This window comes from Fodinibius sp. GM21 (assembly GCF_058386955.1).
This window is the reverse complement of the sequence record NZ_JBYEIQ010000007.1, coordinates 1-23,550: the sequence shown is the minus strand read 5'-3', so window position 1 is coordinate 23,550 and position 23,550 is coordinate 1. Positions and strand designations below refer to the sequence as shown.

Sequence of the window (23,550 nt, the reverse complement as noted above, 5' to 3'; positions counted from 1 at the left end):
GGTTAAACGCTTTTTATGATCTTACAGATTCTGGCAATGGTCTGTTCAGATAGTTCATGATAAAAAGGTAGACATAAAATCTGTTTCGAAATTCGATTTGCAACAGGGGTGGTGTTCCATTTATTCACATAATCGAGTTCAGACAGCAGGGGATAGAAGTAACGTCGCGTTTGAATATTCGCTTCGGTTAACTTTGATTGTACTTCGTCAACTTGTTTTTCACTATTGAATAACACCGGGTAATAAGAAAAATTGTATTCCGAATGAGACTGTATGGTAGGTTTACTAACATCAACATCTTTTAAATAGCGGTCGTAAATCCCACTTAATTTTTTGCGCTGGGCAAGCACCGAATCAATATATCGGAGATTTACCAGCCCCATCGCCGCATGTAGTTCAGAATTTTTGCCGTTGATGCCGACGCCGGTAAAGTTGTTTAGGCCATCGTGGCCAAAATTGCGCATAAGGTTTATTTTTCTTCGCAATTCGGGATCATCTGTTACGACTGCTCCCCCTTCTACCGTGTGGAAAAGTTTTGTGGCGTGAAAGCTGCATGTGCTGATATCTCCGTAATTAAAGATGGATTTGCCTTTGTATTTTGTTCCAAAACAGTGTGCAGCATCATAAATGACCTTGAGATCATGTCGGTCAGCAATAGCTTGTATGCCTTCAATGTCACAAGGATTTCCATATACATGGGTCGCTATAATGGCCGATGTTTTTGGAGTAATTACCTCTTCAATTTTTTGTGGATCCAGATTAAATGTTTCCGGATGGATATCAACAAAAACAGGGGTATAGTTTTCCCATACAATACTGCTTGTAGTTGCTACATACGAAAAAGGTGTTGTGATAATTTCGCCTTGCAGGTTAAGGGCTTTCATGGCAATTTGAAGTGCAATGGTACCATTGCTAACCAAGCTTAGCTCTTTGACTCCGAGATAATTGATCAACTCATCTTCCAGCTTCTTTACCAAAGGTCCGTTATTTGTAAGCCAGTTCCGCTCCCAAATATCTGCCAGGAAAGACTCGTATTCCTCACGAGGAGGTAAAAAGGGTTGTGTAACGGGTATCTTATCTTCCATCGAATTCGTTTATTTACGAGCAGTTTTATTATAAAAAGATGCTCATCAGGATTTATTTGAATGCTTTTTATAATTCTTATCTACGCTGACTCCCAAAAAGTCGCCCAGCCTTTTCCACTTATCAGGATCTTTAAGGTGTGCGGTAAAAAGCCTCTCCGGGTTTGCGTTTTCAAAAAAAGTAATGACCTCATTATTGTAATTCTCATAAACCTTTATATAGTGCTTCCTTTTGCCTTGTAGGCTCATGAGGTTATCGCTTTCGTTAAGTGATGGATGAAAATTATCGTCATTTACCAGTTTTTTATAGAATTCCGGTAATCGATTATACACTTGACAATGGCGAAAGGTGTTTCCCGGTGTTTTTCCACCAGAATGTCTCACCATTGAATCAAACCATTCATCACTATCCCGCTGGAATAAAATAAATTTACTACTTGGGAAGCGGTCATACAGCTTTTTGTACATATCGGGATGATACCACGGTGAATCTTCAAAGGCATTGTAAGCTTGAAAAGCAGTAGAGTTAAAGATTGCCTCATAGTTGCCTATTGAGGAATTATATGGCCAATTGTAATAGTTTGAAACTGGCCATCCAGCCACAGAATAGCCGTGATCAGCAAGGAAGTCACCCGTAGAGGTGGTGCCGGTTCGCTGCATGGATATGCAGAACACTCGATCTTTTGAAGGCTTAATAAGTTTGTCGAGTGCTCTCCTCGCAAATATATTTACTCCTGTTGGAAAATTCTTTGTTAACTTCGTAATCATAAAATATTCATTGTGGGAAAAGTAATTATATGTTAGAACCAAGACTTGTTCCCACGTATTTAAAACGTATATGATGGAAATAATTTGAAAATTAAGGCTTCTTTGTCCTTAATCAAGTCAATATTCTCCTGCGAATAATATTCTCTGTACGAAAAGTCATCTCGGCTGGTATTAGCTTTGTTGTGATCATAAATTACTTGGAGTTTATCCTCAGGCCATCCAAACTGTTTTAGATATTTAAACAGTTCATCGCGCAGGTTTTCTTGATACAGGAAATCGGCGTTATAAAAGTGGCGGTCTTTTAGCTCCTCAATACTATCTATTGAGGATAGCAATTCTAAATAGTTTTTACCGAAAAGTTTGATGTAGTAGAGGCTGTAAATACCGATATCTAGCGTGATGTTATTTTTTTGTTTGGTATTTTCAAGGTTATAATTCAATACCAAATCAAGATATTCAGAGAAACTGAGATCAGGGAAATTGGGGAATAGCCGTTTGAGTTTTTCCTCTTTTAAAACCGGATTTCTCTTCCACCAGCCAAATTTATATTGTGATACATATCGGTCGAATGGATTTCGTATGGTGCTTACTATGGGCTTGTGTTCGTGCTTCTTTGGAATTTCGTCGCATCCTTGGTGCTGTGTCTTAATTTTTTCCCCATTGTAGGCCAGTGCCTTGGACATGTATTTTTTAGCATAGTTCGTGCGTTCTTTATCGAAGAGGTAGTAAAAATAGTCCGTTATTTTTTTCTCTTCGAATTTATTGGATCTGCCATCGTAGATTTTTTTTAGGCACTGGGTGACAAATGACCCGGCATTTTTTGGAAAATGAATAAAGACAAAGTCGTTTGTTAAGATCATTATCAGGAAAATAGTATAAATCTGAGCTGATGAAACGGGAAGCGTTTACGGAGTGACCGAAAGGTAGCCTTCTATAATCCATTTACGAAATTTGATAAGCATCACAGCCTTTGAAAATTGAAGGGTTAGTGTATACGGTAGAAATAATCCCAGTGTTACCAACATTTTAAAAAGTTCGCCGGCACCTTTTATAAATTTATCAGCTTTAGTTCTTTCTTGCAGTTGTAATGCAATACTCTGACCTAAGCCAATGGCTTGTCTTCTGATATATTCTTTGGTAAGCCGCTGTTTATCAACCCGATGATATAGGGTTGCTTTAGGCACGTAATAGATATCCGTATTCGCTGTTTTCAGACGCTGAAAGAACTCTTTTTCTTCACTGGCTTTTAATTGATTACCCTTGCGTCCAAGCTCTGTATCAAAAAAGCCGTGCTGATCAAAAACGGAGCGTTTAAATGCCATATTTCCACCAAAGGGATATTTGTGGCGTTTATATTTTTTTATAGAATCTCCCAAATTGTGATGACCCAGCAGAGGAAGTAAAAAGTAGGACATCCAATCAGGGCGTGGATCATCAAACTGAACCTCAATTCTTCCACCTGCACATTGTGCGGTTGGATGGGTATCAAAGAAATGAAGCCAGTTGTTGATAAAGTCAATGTCAGTCGAGATATCATCATCAAGAAATGTGATGATCCGGTTTTTTGCCTCTTTAGCACCTCGGTTGCGTGCGAATGAAAGTCCCTGCCGCGATTCTTTTACGTACCGGATATGGTGCTTAGGAAAACCATCAATAAATTGTTGAGCAATAGCCGATGTTTCGTCTGTTGAATTATTGTCGACAATCAAAAGCTCGAAACGGTTGGGGTCGGCTTCATTTTTGAGGAGAGAATGAAGCGTGTCTTGTAGATAACCTGCCCTGTTATAGGTGCATATGACAAAAGAAATGCCGGGCGCTGTTGCCATAACTTTTTATGCTTGATCCTGTTTTCGAAAGGATTTAACAACTATGGCGATTCCCAGTATGTATAACACAATATGTCCCGCCCAGGCAATGCGTCCGCCCCAGATATTTGAAATCGGTTCATACGTTAGGTTTACCGAATGTTCACCGGCCGGAATTTGTAATCCGCGCAGTACAAAATTGGTTTTGTAAATTTCCGTGGGTTCGCCATCGATTGTCGCTTCCCATCCCTCGGGATAATATATTTCACTCAGTACTAAAAACTGATCTTTTTCGGATGCAGTATTGAGCGTGATTTCATTGGGTTTATAGTTTTCAATGGTAATCTGAGCCGTGGTATCAGCGGATGAACTAACCGCATCGTCTGTTTCTACGATAGCTGTTGAAGAGGGGGCAAAATTGGCCGAAGGCTTCATACGGTCTACAGCTTGTTGTGGTGAGCCAACAGTGGCAACGGAATCCACAAAAAAGGCTTTGGACAGTACGTCATCGTTGCGGTATACCCGCTGGTTATTTTGACTGAATACCTCAGTATAACCCCCGAAAGGAAGCTGCTGCTGAATAGTTAGATACTTTGTATTCAGCATATCGAGCACAGCGTGGTTGAATCCCGTTTGGTTATCCATCAACAAATGATCAATCAGATCTTGGTAATGAGCCAGCTTTGCCCCGGAGTATCCGCCGATGGTCGGATAAAAGTATGATGGAATAGCGTTGTTGAAGGGATTGCGATTCAATGGGAATACGCGATAAGGATAGCCCTCTCCGGAATCAATATTTTGCATAATAAACTTATCAGCGGGCGTTTGCTGGCGTTGGATCATTTGTTCGGCTTCAAGCGTATCCGAAGCCATTTGCTCCTCGTTAACGTAGCGGCTGTCAACACTAAGCATATCGTAGGCTGTGAGAGCCAATAACCCAATAAGCAGATATCCTTTGCTAACTTTTTGTTTCACAAAGCCAACAATAAGCCCTGCGGCGAGCAACGTTAAAATGAGGTAGCGGGTGGAATCATTACTGGCCATCTCTTTGCGATTGGGTTTTAACCTTGTGTTAATAAAGTTTTGTACCCGCTGTTGAACCTGGGGATTATCAGGGGATACATTATTCTGTTGAGCTACCTGTTGTGCATATTGTTGGAATTCACCGGGTTTTTCAAAAGAAAGAAGAGCATTGCTTCCAAAGGCAAAAATAACCCCCAGTCCAATAGCTAGACCGATCGGAGTGTATAATTCCTTTAGTGATTTCTGTTTATCTTTAGCAATATCAAAAAGAGCCTCTATGCCATATACGGCTACTACCGCAAAACAGAAAACAGTAGCAATGAGCCAAGTTTCCGGAACGCGGAATTTAGCAAAATAGGGGATGTAATTGAAGGCAAATTCATTAAATGCCGGCAGGTTATGCCCCAATGAAAACAGGAGGGTTAGCGAGCCCACGCCAAAGAATAGGTACTTTATTTTCTTCCGATACGTAAACAGTCCTATCAATGCCAAGACAAAAGCAATAGCTCCAAAGTAATGTGGACCGCTGGTAAATGATTTTGGTCCCCAGTAGGCTTCGCCGGATGATCCGCCGTAGAGTCCCGGGATAATGAGCGTTAGTAATTCCCCGACTCCTTGCGACCAGCTAAAAGCGTATTCGAGTGTGAGTCCGCCGCTACCACCTGATGATGCCAGCGTAGAGCCAGCCCGAGTGCTGTACTGTGAATATTCATAAAGCCGCCAGTATAGGTCAATGCTGCAAAGAATGCCCAAAATACCGGCCCCAAAAGCGATACCCGTTCGCTGCGCCCAATCCCAGAGTTCCTCTTTTTTGTAGGCCAGCCAACTGTCGTAGATCCACCAAAAGCCCAGCAGGTACAAAAAGTAATAGGTTATCTGGGGATGATTTGCTCGGAGTTGTAGCATTACCGCCAGCGCAAATGTAAAAAAGGCTAATAGTTTTTTTTGAGATTGGGAAATCATATAATAGCCGACGAACATCCAGGGAACAAACGAAAAGGCCATAAACTTGGCATAATGGCCGGCTTCGATAACAATGGGCAGATAGGTTGTAAATCCGATGAGGATAGCTCCGATGGCTGCCGAAAATGGGCGCACTTTTTGAACGACAAAAAAGAGATAGGCGCCACTTAAGAGTATCCAAAAGAATGCCAGGGGATGAGCTTGACCGCCCATCCATTGAAAGAAAGAATCGATGCTGGGCGGTGGAGGAGGATTATGAATAACAGTTGATGGCATGCCCGAAAACATATTGGATGCCCAGAGCGGATGCTCATCGTAGGTGTCAACGTGTTCGATAACAGACTCAGCTCCGGCCCTCCACTGCAGTACATCATTACCTAGAAATTGCTTGCCACCGAAAAATATAGCTGAATATAGCAAAAGTGGGAGAATGAAAAGTACAGCCAACGAAATAGTATGTTTCTTGTTGGCTGATAGTTTTGAAATAAAATCTTCCCTTAAAGAATGGGTTTGCTCTTTTTTACTCAAAGTGGAGGATATTTAGATAGAATAAAAATGTATTTCTGAACTGTTGCATATATCCATTAACTGATATGCTAACGGAGGATATGCCTTTTGAAAGTATTCTTATTCGATAACTCGAGGCACGCGGAAATAATCAGTGTCGGCATCCGGCGCGTTTTTAAGAGCATCTTCGTGAGAAAGTGGCTCTTTTGCTTTGTCATCACGCAGGCGATATTCCAAGTCGATGACGTGCTCAAGTGGTTCTACATTGGATGTATCAAGCTCTTCAAGGGTTGTCATATAGTCGAGGATCTGGTTCATATCGTTCACCAGCGACTCCGTTTCTTCTTCACTCAGTTGTAAACGAGCCAAATCAGCAACGTAGTTTACGTCCTTTTTTGTTACAGACATGTAGTATGGATTTTAGCAGTTATAAATGGCAATTAAGTTAAGAAAACAGCAGCTAAGTTTACAATTCTTTCGAAGCCTCCTGGAAACGATATATTATTGATAAGTGCTGTGGATAGTTAGTTTAATAATTGGCATTTTACGATTTAAATGAAATAATACAGGATGATAAAGAAGAAAGTTACGATTGTTAACGATGCCGGTTTGCATGCTCGACCAGCAGCCGCATTGGTGAAATTGGCATCAAAATTTGAATCCGATTTTTACATCCATCTCTATGGATATAAAGTAAATGGAAAGAGTATTCTTGGGGTAATGACACTTGCTGCTGAAAAAGGGGCCGAGCTTGAGTTAGAACTCAACGGACCTGATGAGGAAGAGGCTACAGAAGCTATTACCGAGCTTATTGGTGATGGATTTGGTGAAGTTTATGAGGATGGAAATGAGTGATCAGAAAAATAATAAAGAGAGATATATTTCCGGGGCCCCTGCCTGTCCTGGTATCGTGATAGGTAACACGAGTCTCTACCAACGTGTGCGCCCGCATGTTTCTGATTCGCAGATCTCTAACAATGAAACGGAAGCCCACATCCGTAAATTTCATGAGGCTCTTGATATAGCCGAGGAAGAACTGCAGGCATTGTTACAAAATACTGATTTGAAAGCATCGTCTGACCTTATACAGATGCAGATTGCTATTTTAAATGATCCAGAACTAAGCGATCGGGTAGAGCAAGAAATTTCAGCAAACAACAAACCTGTTGATTCGGCGGTAGAAAGTATCTTCCGAAGTTATCTGCAGGTGATTCGCCAAAATCATGGAGATACATTCCAAAATAAATCAGTAGATATTTCTGATATCCGTGACCGTTTGTTACAGATTCTACATAACAAGAGAGATGATATTAAAGAAGGTACGATTTTAGTGGCTCGGGAGTTGAGTCCGCGGGAAATTATCTCATTTTCCAATCGCGATATAAAAGGATTAATTACAGACCGGGGCGGTGCCACTTCGCATGCAGCAATTATTGCCCGGTCAATGAATATTCCCACTGTGGTCGGGACTAAAAAAGCGACCGAAGTTATTAGCTCCGGTGATGAAGTTGTGCTAGATGGGCGCAATGGAGAGGTAGTTGTTGCCCCTAAAAATGAAACCCGGAAAAAGTATAAGAGCTTGATTGCTCAGCAGAGCAAGAAACAGGCCGATTTTGAATCCCTCTGTAAAAAGCCGAACAAAACATCTGATGGAGCACCATTCACATTGCAAGCTAATATTGAGTTTGCAGAGGAGCTGAGTATTGCCAATAAATATCAGGCTGAGGGTGTGGGATTATTGCGAACAGAATCACTTTATCTGAGTCGAGAACAGTTTCAGAATATAGATCACCAGGTTGCTTTTTATTCTTCCCTTCTTGAACTAGCTGCTCCCCATCAAGTTACAATACGTTTGTTTGATGTGGGGGGAGATAAGTTTTTTGGGGATGAAGAAAAAGAGCAGAATCCCTTTCTCGGTTGGAGGGGAATAAGGATGTTATTAGAGCAGTCAGAACTGTTAAAAAATCAGTTGCGGGCAATTTTAAAAACGTCTGTTGATTTTGTGGGACGAATTCGCATATTAGTCCCGATGATTTCGACGATTGATGAAATTAATAAGCTTAAAAATATTATTGATGAGGTTAAGGATGAGTTGTTGGGAGAGGGAGTTGAAATTGACGAAAATATCCCATTGGGCTTGATGGTTGAGGTCCCGAGTGTAGCTTTGAAGGCTGATATTTTTGCCCGGCATGCCGATTTTTTGAGTATTGGGACTAACGATCTGACACAATATACTTTGGCCGTTGATCGGGGGAATGAACGAATATCGCACTTGTATGATCAGCGCCACCCGGCTATTTGGCGATTGATGAAAGAAGTGTTTGAAGCAGGTAAAAATAACGAAGTACCGGTAAGTGTATGTGGGGAATTGGCTTCGGATCCTATTGCAGCATGCTGTTTGATGGGAATCGGTATCAATACCTTAAGCATGAATGCAGTGGTATTGCCGTCGGTAAAACAGTTGTTAAGATCAAATTCATATGCGGATATGCAACAGCTTGCTGAAAAGGCCTTAAAAGCAGAAACGTTGGATGATATTGACCAGATATTTTCTAATTGGGAGAAAAAAGAATAAGTATATATGACTTTGGAGGATATTAAATCGATTGACAGCCAAAATATGTGGGAGTTTTTAACCACCTTCCCAGAGCAGTGGAAAGAAGCAGTGGAACGAACAAAGGATATTGAGCTAAATATTGATGACGAACGCATATCCAACATATGTTTTGCGGGGATGGGGGGGCTCAGCAATGGGTGCTGATCTTATTCGATCGTTTTGCTACGACAGCAGTCCGTATCCTATTCAGGTTGTCCGACACTATGAAATCCCAGGCTGGGTAGATGAAAATACCCTATTTGTAGGGTGTAGTTTTTCTGGTAATACGGAAGAGACTTTAACGGCTTTAACAACGGCGCGTGAAAAAGGAGCACAAACCATAGCTGTGACAACCGGTGGTGAGCTGATGGTTAGGGCAGCTAAAGAGGAATTTGATTACATTAAAATATCGCGGGGAATGCCTCCGCGGGCGGCACTCGGATATAGTTTTGTGCCGTTATACAGGATTTTCCAGTATCTTGGAATAGTTGATGAGCGTGATGGGGCATTAAAAGACACCGCCCGGTTTTTATCTGAACAAAATGAGTTGTTTTCAAATCCCGAGGATAACGAAGCACTGAATTTAGCGGGAGAGCTAAATGATACCCTCCCGATTATTTACTCTGACGGTACGATGATGGAGTCTGTGAATCTGCGGTGGCGAAATCAATTTGCAGAAAATTCTAAAACGCTGGCATATGGCAATACACTACCGGAAATGAATCACAATGAAATTGTGGGATGGGAGCGTATTGTACATCTCACCGGCCGCTTGTCGGTGATCCTCTTGATTGACAAGGAGGATAATCCGAGGGTACAACGGCGTATGGAGATAGTAGAGGAGCTGGTGGAAGATCAAACCGCTTCGATGCATATTCTTAAAACCCGGGGACAAACACGTCTTACACGTATGTTTTCACTTATTCAATTGGCTGACTGGACAAGCTTTTACCTGGCTATCGTAAATAATGTAGATCCTACTCCTATAGCTAAGATAGACTTGTTAAAGAGTAAGTTATCCGAGGCGTAGGCATAATGTTTAATCTATAGTATTTTAAAACGTTGAATTCAACATTCGATCAGTCCGTTTTTTTACAAAAACTGAATACCCAATGGCTGGGCCACAGTATTCATTATTTCGAGGAGTTAGAATCAACAAACACCTACCTTAAAAAACTACCATCCGAAAAAATTGAACATGGGTTGTTTTGTTTGACAGATCATCAAACCCGGGGGAGGGGACAATATGAGCGGAAGTGGGAATCCGGAAAGGAAAAAAATCTTACGTTCTCAATTGTGTTAACCCCTGCTGATGTCGGCCGTTTCCATGTACTGACATTAGCTTGTGCATTGGCAATTGTTGAAAAGCTGAATGAGTTTTTAAATGCATCATGCGCAGCTATAAAGTGGCCCAATGATATAATCCTGAACGATAAAAAAACGGGCGGTATTTTAACTGAAGCGGTCTTTAGCGGTAACACATTTGATCGCTTAATTATTGGGATTGGCCTGAATATCAATCAGCAAAAGTTTTCCGGTGAATTGGAAGAAGTTGCCACTTCCGTTGCGCTTGAGAAGGAAGAAGATATTAATCGAGAGCAGTTTTTGGCCGACTTGCTAAACCGAATCGAGTACCAATATACCTTATGGGAACAGCAGCAACCTTCATTAATAAAGACCATAAACCGGAATATCATTGGGTATGGACAGTGGGTTGGTCTTAAAATTGATGATGAGGTGCAAGAGGAATTATATAAGTTGTTAGGTATAGATGAGAACGGTGCATTATTGATGTTGAACAGGGACGGCGGAATAGATTCATTTTCTTATGAGCAGATCCAACTTGTCACTAATTGAACAGAGTGTTAGGGAATCGATAGATTCCGCTTTTGATACCACAGTACCTCTCTTAATTATTGCAGTCAGCGGCGGTGTGGATTCTATGAGTTTACTCCACAGCTTGTTTAGGCTAAACATCTCCGGAATAGTTGCGCATGTAAATTATCACAAGAGAGGAAAAGCATCTGATAAAGATGCAAAGCTTGTTGCAGAAAAAGCAAAGGAGTGGGGATTCGAATTTGAGCTTAGAGATGTTGATCCCAAAGAAGCTCAGGGAGAAAACTTTCAGCAGTGGGCTCGTGATGTTCGGTATCGTTTTTTTAGGGATTTAGTTGAAGCGTATGACGCCGATGGAATTGCGTTGGCACATCACCGAGACGATCAGTTAGAAACGATATTGCAAAAAATTTACCGCGGTGCGGGTATGGCCAGTTGGAGCGGGATGGATGTATGGGATGGAGCGCTTTTTCGTCCATTGTTATCTGTCTCAGGCCAACAAATTGAACAATATGCTGAACAAAAAGGAATTCCATATCGGATCGATGAGTCTAATTCAGAAAATAATTTTGCCCGGAATTTTTTACGCAATCAATGGACGGCAAAATTGCAAAGATTTTTCCCGGGATGGCAAGATAATATCCTAAGGCTAGCAGAAGAAGCCCAGAATTATGAGGATGCGCTGGAATGGATTGCTGACCGAATATTGGATGAAACCGGACTTCAAAAACAGGCTTTTGATGAATTGGAGTCAGGCTTGCAGCGAGCTTTGGTATTGCATCTTGTAAAAAAGCAAGAACCTGATATCCAAATATCGCAACGGAATTTGCATCGGGTCAGCGAACTTAAAAAGCTTCAGACAGGAAAAAAGATTGGACTGACATCAGGAATTTCGATTGTTCGAGATCGTGAGCATTATGTGGTTACTAAAAGTGATGAGGACGCATTCAGGCCTCAAACACTTTCTCGCATCAGGTTAAAGAATTCGGAAGTTGAGGTTGGTAGTCAGCTATTAACGGTAGAACAGTTGGCCGATCCTGATTTGACCAGAGCTCTTTTCATGGATGCTGATAAAATGTCCTGGCCTGTCACCGTGCGGCAATGGAAAGAAGGTGACCGTCTGCAGCCATTGGGAATGCAGGGGCATCAAACCGTTGCCGAGCACTTAACGAATCGAAAAGTAAGTGCTGTTGATAAGGAAAAAGTACTCGTTATAGAATCTTTTGAAGAAACAATCTGTGCTCTTATCTTTCCGCCAATTAAAAATCAGTCATCCCGGGGCACTATTTCGGAGCAGGTTAAGTGCGATGCCAAAACGAAATGTTACCTCATAATTAAGTAATTATATTGTTACATGTCATTATACACGCCTGAAACCGTTAGTTGTAACGGCGAAATATTTAGTATATACCTTACTCAAAAAGAGCTTGACGAACGAGTAGCCGAACTTGGGGATGAGCTTTCGGCAAAGTATGAGGGAAAGAATCCAATTTTTATTGGCGTGCTTAACGGTGCATATATTTTTCTGTCGGATCTGATGCGACAGGTGGATATCCCCTGCGAGGTCGACTTTTTAAAGCTCAGCAGCTACGGCGATGAAAAGGTATCGTCGGGAGAAGTAACTGATCTTAAAGATATTGATGCCGATATTGAAGGCCGGCATGTGATTTTGGTAGAAGATATTGTGGATACCGGACTCTCGATGAATTACCTGGTGGATAAGTTGCAGAAGAAGAATCCCGAATCTATTGCTACTGTAACACTTCTGCACAAGACAGAGGCAACGCACCACGACGTGCAGCTCGATTATGTGGGATTTAAAATTCCCACCCTCTTTGTGTTGGGATACGGCTTGGATTATGCCCAGGAGGGAAGAAACTTAGCACAAATTTACATTCTTGATAGTGATCCGGAGGAATAACTATTCTTAGAAAAAGAAATTTCAGTTAAGCATTGATAAAATTTGCTAAGGCACTTATATTTGCGACTCTTTATTGGAGAGGTGGCTGAGTGGTCGAAAGCGCTCCCCTGCTAAGGGAGTATACCCCCATACGGGGTATCGAGGGTTCGAATCCCTCCCTCTCCGCTCAACTACGCCAAGGCTTCGTTGAGCAGGCTTAGTAAAGCTTGCTCGGCGAAGCTTTTTTAATTGAGGATTTTGGGATAGGTGATTTGAGTTAATTTCATTATTCCCCATGCAGGGTGACTACAAGCTTTCGGTTCCCTCCATTGTTTCGATGTTCGCATAGATAAATCCCCTGCCAGGTTCCCAGATTTAACTTTCCATTTGTGATAGGGATATTCACTGAATGCCCCAATAACGAGCTTTTGATATGCGAAGTCATATCATCGGGGCCTTCGAGTGTATGCTCATACAGAGAGGTGTCTTCTGGTACCATCCGTTTAAAATGAGAGGCAAAATCTCGTCGTACGGAAGGATCCGCATTTTCATTGATGGTGAGGCTGGCACTGGTATGCTGAATGAAGATATGCGCAATACCTGTATTTATGTTCTTTATTTCAGGGACTTGCTTTAACACTTCATCCGTGATGATGTGAAAACCCCGTGATTTTGCCGAAAGGGTAACCTTTGTCTGATACCACATTGGAATTAAGAATTAGAGAATGAGAATTACATTAGATCAACGTTATCAACTCTGATATTTAGGAGTAACGATCTGTTGTTTATACTCTGCCTTTTATGTTACACTTCTGCCGATTGCACTTAACCGAACAGTCCTTGAATGTTTCCGCCATCGTGACTGATGGTTTGCCCGGTAACATAAGAAGCATGAGGAGATAAAATCCAACCTGCCAGTGAGGCGATTTCTTCACCTTTTCCAAAGCGTCCAACCGGGATCGAAGCTTCCATTTCTTCACGGATTTCCTCCATTGATTTGTCAGACTCATCTGCAGCTTTCTTAATTACCCGTTCAATGGCCGGTGTATCGTGGGATCCCGGCGCGAAGACATTCACCGTAACACCTTGCTTGGCCACTTCCTGTGATAACGACTTGGCAAATCCTACCATGCCTGCACGGAACGAATTGCTGAGCACTAAGGAGGGAATAGGTTGTTTAACAGACTGGCTTTCTACAAACAGAATGCGTCCATATTCTTTTGAAGTAAAATATGAAACTAACCGTAGCACCAATTCAATTTTCCAGCGCATGACATTTTCATAAGCCTCATCCCAATCATAAATAGCTGTTTCGAGCGGAGTTAGGGCCGGAGGTCCTCCTGCATTAATAACTACCCCGTGAAGTTGGCTATTACCAATAGCTGCTTCAATTTTGTTGTGGGTATCATCATCCGTTAAGTCACCGGCTACAATATCTACTTGCCCATTATATGATTCTTTGAGTTTATTAAGTTTTTTCTCGCGGCGGGCAACAGCAATAATGCTTGCTCCCTCATCCAATAAAAGTTCTGCGATTGCACGTCCAAATCCACTGCTTGCTCCGCAAACAATAAAGCGCTGGTTGTCAATTTTTAAATCCATATCAGTATCAAATCAATAATTTCTATTTAGTAATAATGATTACTAAGGTAACTGTTCAATATCAGTGATGCTAAAATTGAACTATTGGTGCTCAATGAATAATCAGCTAAAGTCAAAATCCTCGAAATGTATGCTTTTACCTGGTACCTGCAGCTGCCGGAATTCCTTTAATAGCGATTGCCTCATTTCTTTGGGACCACAGATAAAGATTTCTCTTCCTTTGAAATCTTGAATTTCCTTAACGGACAAAAAACCTTCTCGATCAGCACAAGTTAAGTAGAAAGAAAAGCCTGATAATGTACTTTCAAGTTCTTTAAATTTCTCCACATGGACGGCTTCTTCTTTATTATTGACGCAGTAATATAACTCTGCATCAAAGTCAGATGGAGGTGGCTCCATAAGTAGATTATTTGCCCAGCTGATAAATGGAGCGATTCCTACACCACCGGCAATCCAGAGCTGTGGCTGATTGGAATCATTATAATTAAACCGACCATATGGTCCCTCGATTAATGCTTTAACACCAGGTTGAAGAGTTTCAAAAAGGTGATTGGTATAATCTCCTAAGGCTTTAACAACTATAGTTATATCATTTTCTGAAGTAGTACTGCAGATAGTAAAAGGATGGGCTTCGTTGCTGATAGAAGAATGACGGTAGCTAAAAAAACAAAATTGTCCCGGAATAAACTCTAGTTGACTACGATCAGGTGTAAGGGTCACTTCCATAACGTTGTTATTAAGTCTATTTACCTTTTTTACGGTATAAGACTTTTTATCGGTAATCCAGTCAAAGAAAACAGATTTGTAAAAAAAGCTGATAACTCCGAGAAGGGAGAAAAATCCTACATAAATGGCGAGCGGAATATTGGCATTGACCAATGCATCCAATAGAAAAAAATGTGGAATAATTAGCAGAAAAACGATGCCCGTAAGTTTGTGGGTTAGCTTCCACTTGTCGTAGGGAATTTTAATAACCAGGGTAACCAGCATCAATAAGAAAAATACCAGTAGGGCCCAGCTGCCAAGGTCGATTGCGAGCCGGCGGTGAGTGGGGAGTAGGTATTGTATCGCTTTCCCGACATCTTGTGGCACCCATCGTGCGGCTAATGCTAGCGGGTGATAAAGGATCAGGAAAAATGCTGCTTTCCCAATGGTGTGGTGCGTTTGATAGACTTTGTCTAAGCCGCCAAATAGGTCTTCAATCCATCGAAGTCGGGTAGAAAGTACGAGAGAAAAACTGTATAGCACAAAGCCAAGAAGACCAGCCAACTGACTGTTGCTAATAAGCCAGGGATTCAGGTTGTGTCGAAAAGTCGTTTCGGGATAAGAGATCACCCAAAGAGGTATTGCCAGTATGGTAAGGCCAATTATTACGCTTGTTGCAACTGTTTGTTTGCTTCGCATTACTCCATACCTAAATAACTTGGGTTGGTTACTAATGCCCAATGTAGGTCAGGGGCAGTTGACAGTCAACCTATGGAATATTGTAATATTTAAAACAATAAGATTTTATGATAAGGAATTGGGTAAATAAAGCCGTATCTTTGCTGGCTAAATTTTATAGGATTGTCAGGCTCATCGACATGCACTTCTGCGTCATTCTAAAGTAAATTTATAATGATACCATCGTATTTTGGCGCTGTTTGAGGTATTCAATCCGATTTTAATCAATACTGTTTATGTACAAGGATATTAGAAATATTGCGATTATTGCTCACGTTGATCACGGCAAAACCACATTGGTTGACGAAATGTTGAAACAGAGCGGAACGTTTCACGAGCACGAAGAGGTAGCCGAACGTGTGATGGATTCCGGTGATCTGGAGAAAGAAAAAGGCATTACCATAAGCTCCAAGAATACAGCCGTTAAGTGGGGAGAAACCAAGATTAATATTGTGGATACGCCTGGCCACGCCGATTTTGGGGGAGAAGTGGAGCGCATCCTTAAAATGGTAAATGGGGTAATTATTCTGGTGGATGCCGCAGAAGGTCCGCTGCCACAGACAAAATTTGTGCTGCGAAAATCACTTCAATTGGGATATGAACCTATTGTTGTGATTAACAAAATAGATCGCAAGGACGCGCGTCCTGATGAGGTATTGAATGAAATTTTTGACCTCTTTGTAATGCTCGATGCGACTAATGAACAGCTTGATTTCCCTATCATCTATGCTGAAGGGATCAACGGTATTGCCAAAAACGAACTTGAAGACGACAACGATGATTTGAGTCCGTTATTTGAGCAGATTATTGAAACCATTCCTGCTCCCGAACAAGTAATGGATGCTCCCTTTAAGATGTTGGTGAGCAGTATGGACTGGAACGACTATGTGGGGCGAATTGCCATCGGACGCGTAGAACAGGGAACTATTGAGCAGGGGCAACAGATTGCACTGCTCGATCGCAATGGAAAACTCAAAGAAAAAGCCAAGGCGACAAAGCTTTATACGTTTAATGGATTAAAGCGTGAGCCCGTTGAAAAGGCGATTGCAGGAGATATTTTTGCCCTGGCTGGGTATGAAAAAGTAGATATTGGTGATACGCTTACTGCCACCACCGATATGACGGCACTCGACTACTATGACATTGATCAGCCAACGATGGCGATGTTTTTCCGTGTGAATGATTCGCCATTTGCCGGCTTGGAAGGGGAATATGTGACTTCAAACCAGATTAAAGATCGCCTGATGCGTGAGACGCGAACCAATGTTTCCATTGAAGTGGAGCAGACCGATGATCCGGATATATATAAAGTATCGGGACGTGGAGAATTGCAGCTTGCTATCCTCACTGAAACAATGCGGCGCGAGGGATATGAATTTGCGGTATCTCGGCCGGAAGTGCTCTTCAAAGAAATTGATGGTCAAAAGCACGAACCTTTTGAAGAGGTGGTTGTAGATGTTCACGAAGATTATAGTAATCGTGTGATTGACAACCTCCAACAACGGAAAGGAATTATGACATCAATGACGCAGGAAGGCGAAAATAATCGCCTGATATTTAAGGTACCTTCTCGCGGCTTGATCGGATTCCGGGGCGAAATGCTTACCGAAACGCGCGGCACCGGCATAATGCATCAGCAATTTGATGCTTACGAGCCTTTTGCAGGTAAAATCCCGGGTCGCAATAGCGGAACATTGATTGCCTTGGAAAAAGGAGAAGTAACGAGTTATGCCCTCGAGGGTCTGCAGGATCGCGGGACATTTCTGGTTGAGTCCGGCGATAAGGTTTATGAGGGACAGGTTGTTGGTATCAATAATCGTTCTGATGATTTGGTGATTAATGTGGTCAAGAAGAAAAACTTGACAAACCATCGTGCTACGCAAAGTGCAGATGAGGTGAAAATTGCTCCCGCCAAGAAGATGAGTCTGGAGCAGTGCATCGAGTTTATAGATGATGACGAACTGCTGGAAGTAACACCTAAAAGCTTGCGAATCCGTAAGAAATATCTCGACTTCAACGAGCGGAAACGAGCAAAGAAGAACAAAGAGTTTGCATAAACAGCTTTGAAGCTTCGTTCGCTTCAAGGTAGGATGTGATTCGCTACTAACTTTTTATCGGTAATGGCTGAACAATGCCGGACAAAAAACGAAATACCGAAGAGCGGCTTGCCGAACTCCTCGATAACAAGTATCGGATTCCCGGCACCAATATCCGTTTTGGGATTGATCCCATAATTGGACTCGTTCCCGGGGCAGGGGATGTGATGGCCGGAGGCGTGTCCCTATATTTCTTGATTAAAGCGGCCCTTTTACAAGCCAATGGCGCCGTGTTAGCTCGAATGTTTATGAATATCCTTATGGATGTGCTAGTTGGATCCATACCGATACTGGGCGAAGCTTTTGATGTCTACTGGAAGACCAACCTGCGCAATGCCCGCATTTTGGAGGAACTGCAACAACATCCACAGAAAACAACCAGTGAAAGCCGCCTGTGGATATGGTTCGTGGTTGTACAATTTATTGCTATTCTTATCGCAATTATTTTGCTTATCGGATGGCTAATTGCCGAAGCCATAGGATTGCTGATTTCATAGTGTAACAAAGGCAATTATCCCATCCCGTAAAATTTACTTCTCTCTTTATAATAGGGCATAAACACTTTTTTTAATTCTTGGTGCTCCGAATTTTGCAGGTCGGGATCATGATTCATAATCTTCCAAGCTGCTGATTTGGCCTGTTCCAGAATCCATTGGTCTTCAACGATATCAGCCACACGAAATTCGGGGAGGCCACTTTGCTTGGTGCCCAGAAAATCGCCTGGTCCGCGCAGCTTCAGATCAGCTTCGGCAATTTCAAATCCATCACTTGTCTGGGCCATTTTTCGCAGGCGGAATTTCCCTTCTTTACTTACTTTTTGTCCGTGCACTAATATACAGTAACTCTGTCGCTTGCCACGTCCAATGCGTCCCCTTAGCTGGTGGAGTTGGGAAAGCCCAAATCGCTCTGCATGCTCTACAATCATAATACTTGCGTTAGGTACATCTACCCCTACCTCGATAACGGTAGTAGATACAAGTACCTGAATTTCGTTATTAATAAATTGCTGCATTACTGTTTCTTTTTCATCAGAATCCATACGACCGTGAAGCAATCCTACTTCAAAATCTGAGAAACGTTTTTTGAGTTTCTTATATCCGGCGGTAGCATCTTTGAGATCCATTTTCTCGGATTCCTCCACTAACGGATAAACCACATATGCCTGTCCGCCTTCCTCGAGTTCTTTTTCTACAAAGTTATAAATATCGCCGTGTTTACTTTGATGACGAACAGCTGTTTTAACGGGTTTTCGTCCACCGGGCAATCCTTTTATGACAGAAATATCCAGATCACTATATAAGGTCATGGCCAGCGAGCGGGGAATAGGGGTGGCCGACATGACCAGCACATGGGGATGTGAACCTTTAGTGAGAATTTCGGCGCGTTGCTTTACGCCAAAGCGGTGCTGTTCATCAATAACAGCTAATCCGAGATTGTTAAAAGCAACTTGATCCTGAATGACGGCATGAGTGCCGACGACGATATTACAATTGCCGCCTTCAATATCAGTAAGAATATCGGTTCGCAAGCTGGTTTTTTGATTGCCAACCAGTAGCCGCACATTTAAATCCAGCGGATCTAAATAATCTGAGAGCGTGCGGAAGTGCTGCTCGGCCAGAATTTCCGTGGGAGCCATAAATGCGGCCTGGTAGCCATTATCCAGGGCCATCAGGATAGCACCAAGAGCAACAATTGTTTTCCCTGAGCCGACATCGCCCTGGATAAGTCGATTCATCTGTTTGCCTGATCGCACATCTTTTTTGATATCCGATAGAGCGGACTTTTGTCCGTTAGTTAGTTCAAAGGGCAGATGCACGTTAAAAAATCGCTGTGTGTAATTTCCCATATCCTCAAAAAGAGGACCTTGGTTTTTTTCGATTATTTCGTGCTTGGTTTTGGCTACACTCAGTTCAAAAAGAAAGAGTTCTTCAAACTTGAATCGCTTAAAGGCCTGTTTGTATTCGGATTGTGATTCGGGAAAATGGATCATACGATAGCTTTCGTGTCGCTGGGGCAGATTATGCTGATCTCGAATGACATCAGGTAAAAATTCCGGCGGACGCTCATGTTTCAGGATTACCTTTTGCCATTGGTGTATGAGCTTGCTGGTAATTCGGCGTTTCGAAAACGTTTTATTGCTGGGATAAATGGGTACTATCTGTTTTAGGTCTTGAATATCTGTGTTGTCACCAACCTTGTCCCATTCTGGATGAGCCATCGATACATAGCGCCCATATTGCTTCGCCTTTCCGAAGAAGGCCACTGCATCGCCTTCAGAAAACTGCTTCTTTATATAGTACCCTCCTTTAAACCATACGCCTTTCAGGGATGCGGTATCATCCTGCAAGATAACTTCGAGTCTTTTCTTTTTACCGTATCCTTTTTGCTGTATTTTCTTGATGCGGCCAACCACCGTTACTTCTTCGCCCTGACCTTTCACCTGCCGGATTGAAAGGACCGTTGTACGGTCTAAATACCGGTGTGGAAACCAATTTAGCAGATCCAACAGCGAATCGATTCCGCTCTCAGAAAGGGCTTTTAATCGCTTGGTGCTTAAGCTTGGTAGATCGACTAATTTCAAAATAGATATACTGATATATTACTTTATACTACTTATTTGAACAAAATTGAGCTACTTTATGGGCGGTTTGTAAACTAATGAGCCCGATGGGATAAAAATAGAAATAAATCATATTTTTTTCTTGCATTAGTAGGTGCAAAATCCTTATCATTGGCAACTCTTGTTCGACCGAAAAATCAATTAAGCGTTTATAAATCGTGCCTACAATACAACAACTTATTCGTAAAGGTAGAAAAAGCAAGCCGAGTAAAACAACGGCGCCTGCCTTGGAAAACTGCCCACAAAAGCGTGGGGTCTGCGTTCGAGTGTATACTACTACGCCCAAAAAGCCAAATTCGGCTTTGCGTAAGGTTGCTCGTGTACGTTTGACAAATGGATATGAGGTAACTGCATATATTCCCGGTGAGGGACACAATTTGCAAGAACACAGCATCGTGCTTGTTCGTGGCGGTCGTGTTAAAGACTTGCCTGGTGTTCGTTACCATATCGTGAGGGGAACACTCGATACTGCTGGTGTTGAAGATCGCAAGCAGGGTCGAAGTCTTTACGGTACTAAGAAGCCTAATTAGATATAATTGTTGAGTAGGAAATAAACCGATAAGAATATGAGAAGAAAGACAGCAGATAAGCGTGATGTACAACCGGATCCCGTATTTGGTGATAAGCTGGTAACGCGCTTCGTAAACAATCTGATGAGAGACGGCAAAAAGAACGTTGCCCGAAAAATTCTTTATCAGGCTTTTGAAATAATTGAAGAAGAAACCGGTGAAGAGGGTATGGATGTATTTAAAGAAGCCCTCAGTAATGTAACGCCGGTTGTTGAGGTTCGCGCACGACGAGTGGGCGGTTCGACATACCAAGTACCTGTGGAGGTTCGTCCCGATCGCGGTACTGCACTTGGAATGCGTTGGTTAATTTCGGCCAGCAAGGGGCGAAATGATAAATCAATGGCTCGACGAATATCTCGGGAGCTGTTGGATGCATCAAATAATGAAGGCGGAGCGGTAAGAAAGAAGGATGAGGTTCACCGCATGGCTGAAGCAAATAAAGCATTTGCGCACTTTAGATTTTAAACGATTTACGATAGTAATTTATAGTAATGGCTGAGACGAAGACAAAAACAGATCCAAAAATAGTAGACCGCATTAAACGTACCCGTAATATTGGTATTGCGGCTCACGTAGATGCTGGTAAGACGACGATGACGGAACGAATCCTGTATTATACAGGTATTACTCATCGTATCGGTGAAACGCATGATGGTGCATCTCAGATGGATTGGATGGATCAGGAGAAGGAGCGAGGTATTACAATCACTTCTGCTGCTACGCACTGCATCTGGAAAGATCACCGCATTAATATTATTGATACTCCCGGTCACGTTGACTTTACCGTTGAGGTAGAGCGCTCGCTTCGTGTTCTGGATGGTATGATCGGTGTTTTCGACTCAGTTGGTGCCGTTCAGCCGCAATCAGAAACGGTGTGGCGGCAAGCTAATAAGTACGATGTGCCTCGGATGGCTTTTGTTAATAAGATGGACCGCGTAGGTGCGGATTTCTTCAATGTTGTTGAAGAAATGAGGGATAAGCTGAATGCCAATCCGGTTCCAATTCAAATTCCAATCGGAGTTGAAGATACCTTCCGTGGCGTTGTTGATCTTATTAAGATGAAGGGTATCATCTGGGATGAGGAGTCTCTTGGAATGGAGTATGATGAGATTGAAATTCCTGATGATCTCAAAGAGAAGGCCGCAGAGTATCGCAAGGTAATGATTGAGTCTATTGCTGATCATGATGATGCTCTTATGGAAAACTATCTGATGGATCAAGAAATTAGTGAAGAAGAGATTGAGAACGCTCTCCGAGAAGCTACACTGAACAGAGATATTACGGTAGTAATGTGTGGGTCTGCTCTTAAGAACAAGGGCGTGCAAACGGTACTTGATAAAGTGATTAAGTATCTGCCTAGCCCTTATGATATTCCTCCAATTGTCGGTAAGCATCCCCAGGATCACGACAAGAAATTAGAGCGAAAGCCCAGCGTGCAGGAACCGTTTTCTGCTTTGGCATTTAAGATTATGACAGACCCTTATGTGGGTAAGTTGACATTCTTCCGTGTGTATTCCGGGGAATTGGAAAAAGGTTCATATATATATAATGCCACGACGGGTGAAAAGGAGCGAGTTGGTCGTATCCTTGAAATGCACGCTAATGAAAAGAAAGATCTCGAAATTGTACGTGCCGGCGATATTGCTGCTGCAGTTGGGGTTAAGCAGGTGAGAACCGGAGATTCTTTTTGTGATTTGGAGGACCCAATACTTCTTGAGGACATTACATTTCCCGAACCGGTTATTAAGCTGGCTGTAGAGCCTAAATCAAAAGCTGATGCCGAAAAGTTGCAGAACGGATTGATTAAATTGGCTGAAGAGGATCCTACATTCCAGGTCAATACTGATGAGGAAACGGGCCAGACCGTTATTGCCGGAATGGGTGAGCTTCATTTGGAAATTATTGTTGATCGATTAAAGCGAGAGTTTAAGGTTGAGGCCAACGTTGGTGCACCTCAAGTATCTTATCGCGAAACTATTACTTCAAGCGTAACACACCGCGAAACCTACAAGAAGCAATCTGGTGGACGTGGTAAGTTTGCCGATATGGAATTTGAAATTGGGCCGCTTGATCATTTTGAAGAGTTTGATGCTGATGACAATAACGTATCCGTTGATGAGGAAGAAGGATTTAAGTTCATCAATGAGATAAAAGGTGGTAATATTCCAACGGAGTTTATTCCCTCTGTTGAAAAAGGATTCAAGGAGGCCATGCATTTTGGTATTCAGGCTGATTATCCGGTTGAAGATATAGGGGTTCGCTTGTATGACGGATCATATCATGATGTAGACTCTGATCAGGTTAGTTTTGAGCTTTGTGCTAAGATGGCATTTCGTCACTCTACAAAAAAGGCTTCACCGAAGATTCTGGAGCCGATTATGGATGTCGAAGTCATTACTCCCGAAGACTTTATGGGAGATGTGATTGGAGACCTCAATGGACGACGAGGTATTATTGGCAAGATGGATAACAACAAAGAAGGTTCAGTTGTGAAAGCCAAAGTGCCTTTGTCAGAAATGTTTGGATATACGACTGATCTTAGATCAATGACGCAGGGACGTGCAACTTCCACAATGGAATTTGCTGAGTTTAAGATTGTCCCTGATAATGTAGAAAAAGAAATTCTGGAAGAACGATCTTAAACATCATTAACTAATAGTATTATGGCAAAAGAGACATTTCAGCGAAACAAGCCACATGTAAACATAGGAACGATAGGTCACGTAGACCACGGGAAGAC

Annotated in this window: 23 protein-coding genes and 1 tRNA gene; 14 read left to right on the top strand and 10 right to left on the bottom strand. The window is 42.3% G+C overall.

Annotated features, from left to right (window positions below):
• Window positions 1-2: 2 nt before the first annotated feature.
• The 6 genes from ACT3IB_RS14660 to gatC all read right to left on the bottom strand — a co-directional run bounded on the left by ACT3IB_RS14660 (window position 3) and on the right by gatC (window position 6,556).
• Window positions 3-1,085 (bottom strand): DegT/DnrJ/EryC1/StrS family aminotransferase, encoded by a 1,083-nt coding sequence (locus ACT3IB_RS14660; RefSeq protein ID WP_491539777.1) that lies wholly within the window; start codon window positions 1,083-1,085, stop codon window positions 3-5.
• A gap of 45 nt (window positions 1,086-1,130) precedes the next feature.
• Window positions 1,131-1,850: a sulfotransferase gene (locus ACT3IB_RS14655; RefSeq protein WP_491539776.1), complete on the bottom strand. Its 720-nt coding sequence runs from the start codon at window positions 1,848-1,850 to the stop codon at window positions 1,131-1,133.
• Window positions 1,851-1,909: 59 nt separating this feature from the next.
• Complete coding sequence (locus ACT3IB_RS14650; protein WP_491539775.1) at window positions 1,910-2,710, bottom strand: sulfotransferase family 2 domain-containing protein; 801 nt, start codon at window positions 2,708-2,710, stop codon at window positions 1,910-1,912.
• 45 nt (window positions 2,711-2,755) lie between these two features.
• Complete coding sequence (locus ACT3IB_RS14645; RefSeq protein ID WP_491539774.1) at window positions 2,756-3,676, bottom strand: glycosyltransferase; 921 nt, start codon at window positions 3,674-3,676, stop codon at window positions 2,756-2,758.
• Window positions 3,677-3,682: 6 nt separating this feature from the next.
• Window positions 3,683-6,169, bottom strand: a complete 2,487-nt coding sequence (locus tag ACT3IB_RS14640) for a YfhO family protein (RefSeq protein ID WP_491539773.1) — start codon at window positions 6,167-6,169, stop codon at window positions 3,683-3,685.
• A gap of 99 nt (window positions 6,170-6,268) precedes the next feature.
• Entirely contained in the window at window positions 6,269-6,556 is a 288-nt protein-coding gene (gene gatC / locus ACT3IB_RS14635) for an Asp-tRNA(Asn)/Glu-tRNA(Gln) amidotransferase subunit GatC (protein ID WP_491539772.1), read from the bottom strand.
• Window positions 6,557-6,718: 162 nt separating this feature from the next.
• Between gatC and ACT3IB_RS14630 the strand changes: the two genes are divergently transcribed.
• The 8 genes from ACT3IB_RS14630 to ACT3IB_RS14595 all read left to right on the top strand — a co-directional run bounded on the left by ACT3IB_RS14630 (window position 6,719) and on the right by ACT3IB_RS14595 (window position 12,666).
• Window positions 6,719-7,003: an HPr family phosphocarrier protein gene (locus ACT3IB_RS14630; protein WP_491539771.1), complete on the top strand. Its 285-nt coding sequence runs from the start codon at window positions 6,719-6,721 to the stop codon at window positions 7,001-7,003.
• On the top strand, window positions 6,996-8,723 hold the full coding sequence (gene ptsP, locus ACT3IB_RS14625; RefSeq protein ID WP_491539770.1) for a phosphoenolpyruvate--protein phosphotransferase: 1,728 nt from the start codon (window positions 6,996-6,998) through the stop codon (window positions 8,721-8,723). The genes ACT3IB_RS14630 and ptsP overlap by 8 nt, the downstream gene beginning before the upstream one ends.
• Window positions 8,724-8,735: 12 nt before the next feature.
• A complete protein-coding gene (locus ACT3IB_RS14620; RefSeq protein WP_491539769.1) occupies window positions 8,736-8,909 on the top strand; it encodes a hypothetical protein in 174 nt (57 codons plus the stop codon).
• Entirely contained in the window at window positions 8,899-9,774 is an 876-nt protein-coding gene (locus tag ACT3IB_RS14615) for a bifunctional phosphoglucose/phosphomannose isomerase (protein ID WP_491539768.1), read from the top strand. The genes ACT3IB_RS14620 and ACT3IB_RS14615 overlap by 11 nt, the downstream gene beginning before the upstream one ends.
• Before the next feature lie 32 nt (window positions 9,775-9,806).
• Complete coding sequence (locus tag ACT3IB_RS14610) at window positions 9,807-10,601, top strand: biotin--[acetyl-CoA-carboxylase] ligase (protein WP_491539767.1); 795 nt, start codon at window positions 9,807-9,809, stop codon at window positions 10,599-10,601.
• Complete coding sequence (tilS, locus tag ACT3IB_RS14605; protein WP_491539766.1) at window positions 10,573-11,922, top strand: tRNA lysidine(34) synthetase TilS; 1,350 nt, start codon at window positions 10,573-10,575, stop codon at window positions 11,920-11,922. Before ACT3IB_RS14610 ends, tilS begins: the two co-directional genes overlap by 29 nt.
• A 12-nt stretch (window positions 11,923-11,934) precedes the next feature.
• A complete protein-coding gene (gene hpt / locus ACT3IB_RS14600) occupies window positions 11,935-12,501 on the top strand; it encodes a hypoxanthine phosphoribosyltransferase (RefSeq protein WP_491539765.1) in 567 nt (188 codons plus the stop codon).
• 75 nt (window positions 12,502-12,576) lie between these two features.
• Window positions 12,577-12,666, top strand: a tRNA-Ser gene (locus ACT3IB_RS14595).
• Window positions 12,667-12,766: 100 nt separating this feature from the next.
• On the opposite strand, the gene ACT3IB_RS14590 is transcribed toward ACT3IB_RS14595, so the two are convergent.
• The 3 genes from ACT3IB_RS14590 to ACT3IB_RS14580 all read right to left on the bottom strand — a co-directional run bounded on the left by ACT3IB_RS14590 (window position 12,767) and on the right by ACT3IB_RS14580 (window position 15,486).
• The gene (locus ACT3IB_RS14590) at window positions 12,767-13,186 is read right to left on the bottom strand and encodes a secondary thiamine-phosphate synthase enzyme YjbQ (protein ID WP_491539764.1); all 420 of its coding nucleotides are present in this window, start codon (window positions 13,184-13,186) and stop codon (window positions 12,767-12,769) included.
• A gap of 119 nt (window positions 13,187-13,305) precedes the next feature.
• A complete protein-coding gene (locus ACT3IB_RS14585; RefSeq protein WP_491539763.1) occupies window positions 13,306-14,082 on the bottom strand; it encodes an SDR family oxidoreductase in 777 nt (258 codons plus the stop codon).
• A gap of 102 nt (window positions 14,083-14,184) precedes the next feature.
• The gene (locus ACT3IB_RS14580; protein WP_491539762.1) at window positions 14,185-15,486 is read right to left on the bottom strand and encodes a ferredoxin reductase family protein; all 1,302 of its coding nucleotides are present in this window, start codon (window positions 15,484-15,486) and stop codon (window positions 14,185-14,187) included.
• 275 nt (window positions 15,487-15,761) lie between these two features.
• Between ACT3IB_RS14580 and typA the strand changes: the two genes are divergently transcribed.
• Together typA and ACT3IB_RS14570 are read left to right on the top strand one after the other, a co-directional pair.
• Window positions 15,762-17,582, top strand: a complete 1,821-nt coding sequence (typA, locus tag ACT3IB_RS14575) for a translational GTPase TypA (RefSeq protein ID WP_491539761.1) — start codon at window positions 15,762-15,764, stop codon at window positions 17,580-17,582.
• A gap of 74 nt (window positions 17,583-17,656) precedes the next feature.
• Window positions 17,657-18,118 (top strand): DUF4112 domain-containing protein, encoded by a 462-nt coding sequence (locus ACT3IB_RS14570; RefSeq protein ID WP_491539760.1) that lies wholly within the window; start codon window positions 17,657-17,659, stop codon window positions 18,116-18,118.
• Between the two features lie 14 nt (window positions 18,119-18,132).
• Here ACT3IB_RS14570 and recG read toward each other — a convergent pair whose 3' ends face one another.
• A complete protein-coding gene (gene recG / locus ACT3IB_RS14565) occupies window positions 18,133-20,202 on the bottom strand; it encodes an ATP-dependent DNA helicase RecG (protein WP_491539759.1) in 2,070 nt (689 codons plus the stop codon).
• A gap of 197 nt (window positions 20,203-20,399) precedes the next feature.
• Between recG and rpsL the strand changes: the two genes are divergently transcribed.
• The 4 genes from rpsL to ACT3IB_RS14545 form a co-directional block, all read left to right on the top strand.
• The gene (rpsL, locus tag ACT3IB_RS14560) at window positions 20,400-20,771 is read left to right on the top strand and encodes a 30S ribosomal protein S12 (RefSeq protein WP_095607485.1); all 372 of its coding nucleotides are present in this window, start codon (window positions 20,400-20,402) and stop codon (window positions 20,769-20,771) included.
• A 36-nt stretch (window positions 20,772-20,807) separates the two neighbouring features.
• Window positions 20,808-21,275 (top strand): 30S ribosomal protein S7, encoded by a 468-nt coding sequence (rpsG, locus tag ACT3IB_RS14555; RefSeq protein ID WP_491539758.1) that lies wholly within the window; start codon window positions 20,808-20,810, stop codon window positions 21,273-21,275.
• Between the two features lie 26 nt (window positions 21,276-21,301).
• Window positions 21,302-23,452, top strand: coding sequence for an elongation factor G (fusA, locus tag ACT3IB_RS14550; protein ID WP_491539757.1), 2,151 nt, complete (start codon window positions 21,302-21,304; stop codon window positions 23,450-23,452).
• A gap of 21 nt (window positions 23,453-23,473) precedes the next feature.
• A partial coding sequence (locus ACT3IB_RS14545; RefSeq protein WP_441000376.1) for a hypothetical protein occupies window positions 23,474-23,550 on the top strand: 77 nt, incomplete at its 3' end.

Bases quoted from the DNA above. Each gene is read 5' to 3' on its own strand.
- typA (WP_491539761.1), top strand. From the start codon at position 15,762: ATGTACAAGGATATTAGAAATATTGCGATTATTGCTCACGTTGATCAC.
- ACT3IB_RS14650 (WP_491539775.1), bottom strand. From the start codon at position 2,710: ATGATCTTAACAAACGACTTTGTCTTTATTCATTTTCCAAAAAATGCC.
- ACT3IB_RS14585 (WP_491539763.1), bottom strand. From the start codon at position 14,082: ATGGATTTAAAAATTGACAACCAGCGCTTTATTGTTTGCGGAGCAAGC.
- rpsG (WP_491539758.1), top strand. From the start codon at position 20,808: ATGAGAAGAAAGACAGCAGATAAGCGTGATGTACAACCGGATCCCGTA.
- ACT3IB_RS14655 (WP_491539776.1), bottom strand. From the start codon at position 1,850: ATGATTACGAAGTTAACAAAGAATTTTCCAACAGGAGTAAATATATTT.
- ACT3IB_RS14615 (WP_491539768.1), top strand. From the start codon at position 8,899: ATGGGTGCTGATCTTATTCGATCGTTTTGCTACGACAGCAGTCCGTAT.
- fusA (WP_491539757.1), top strand. From the start codon at position 21,302: ATGGCTGAGACGAAGACAAAAACAGATCCAAAAATAGTAGACCGCATT.
- ACT3IB_RS14630 (WP_491539771.1), top strand. From the start codon at position 6,719: ATGATAAAGAAGAAAGTTACGATTGTTAACGATGCCGGTTTGCATGCT.
- hpt (WP_491539765.1), top strand. From the start codon at position 11,935: ATGTCATTATACACGCCTGAAACCGTTAGTTGTAACGGCGAAATATTT.
- gatC (WP_491539772.1), bottom strand. From the start codon at position 6,556: ATGTCTGTAACAAAAAAGGACGTAAACTACGTTGCTGATTTGGCTCGT.
- ACT3IB_RS14580 (WP_491539762.1), bottom strand. From the start codon at position 15,486: ATGCGAAGCAAACAAACAGTTGCAACAAGCGTAATAATTGGCCTTACC.
- ACT3IB_RS14660 (WP_491539777.1), bottom strand. From the start codon at position 1,085: ATGGAAGATAAGATACCCGTTACACAACCCTTTTTACCTCCTCGTGAG.
- ACT3IB_RS14570 (WP_491539760.1), top strand. From the start codon at position 17,657: ATGCCGGACAAAAAACGAAATACCGAAGAGCGGCTTGCCGAACTCCTC.
- ACT3IB_RS14645 (WP_491539774.1), bottom strand. From the start codon at position 3,676: ATGGCAACAGCGCCCGGCATTTCTTTTGTCATATGCACCTATAACAGG.
- ACT3IB_RS14590 (WP_491539764.1), bottom strand. From the start codon at position 13,186: ATGTGGTATCAGACAAAGGTTACCCTTTCGGCAAAATCACGGGGTTTT.
- tilS (WP_491539766.1), top strand. From the start codon at position 10,573: ATGAGCAGATCCAACTTGTCACTAATTGAACAGAGTGTTAGGGAATCG.
- ptsP (WP_491539770.1), top strand. From the start codon at position 6,996: ATGAGTGATCAGAAAAATAATAAAGAGAGATATATTTCCGGGGCCCCT.